Raw genomic sequence first — 741 nt, forward strand, 5'->3', positions numbered from 1 at the left:
CAGGGCAGCATCGGGTTGCAGCGCGATGGCGATCTGGGCCTGTCGCCCCCGCACATCGGCGTCCACGTCGAGCTGATGCTGCCCTGGCTGCAGCAACTGCCCCAACAGGTGCCAACCCCCGCGGCACTGCACCTCGACCCGGCCCTGCCCTAACCCCAGCGACCAGGGCTCACTCAACGCCAAGTCCGTAACCGTGAGGCGCCCATCGCTGGCCAGGCATTGCCGCCACGCACCCTGTACACGCACCGAACCCTGCCACTGCCCGGCCAGACGATACGCCGCCGATACCGTCACCTGTGCCGCTGCCGGGCGCACTTCCCCCTCCCAGCGCCAGGGCCAACCGTGGACCTGCACGTGCCACGTCTGCCCTTGAAACCCCAGCGCGCCCTGCCCTTGCAAACGCCAAGGCTGTAAGGACCATTGCAACGGCCCAATCGGGCCGATCTGCCGCGCCTGCCCCTGCCACAGGCTGCCGCTCACACCCGCGGCCGGTACCCCGAAGCCACGCACCAGCCAGCTGGCGGGCAACTGCACCAGTAAGGTCAGGCTGAACACCAGCAGCAACCACGCCACTGCGCCCCGGCTCATGGCCGAAGTACCAGGTCGAAGCGCATGCCCTGGGTGTCTTGCTCCAGCCCCCACTGCAAGGGCTGCGCGCCTTCGGCGTGCAGCGCGCGCACCCAACCCAGCAAGGCCTGCTCATCGCCCACCTGACCGCGCAGGTGCCAGGCCTCGCCCTGC

At 69.6% G+C, this 741-nt stretch carries 1 protein-coding gene and 1 pseudogene; both read right to left on the bottom strand.

Annotation, left to right across the window (positions count from 1 at the left end; all coding sequences use genetic code 11):
• Positions 1-588 (bottom strand): type II secretion system protein N (gspN, locus tag MFF34_RS27805; RefSeq protein WP_238217807.1); only part of this gene is annotated, 588 nt, incomplete at its 3' end.
• Positions 585-741: pseudogene (locus MFF34_RS27810) on the bottom strand (type II secretion system protein GspM); the annotation flags it as partial. The pseudogene MFF34_RS27810 and the gene gspN, both read right to left, overlap by 4 nt.

The organism is Pseudomonas sp. PAGU 2196, from assembly GCF_022179005.1.
GTDB classification, from domain to species: domain Bacteria; phylum Pseudomonadota; class Gammaproteobacteria; order Pseudomonadales; family Pseudomonadaceae; genus Aquipseudomonas; species Aquipseudomonas kermanshahensis.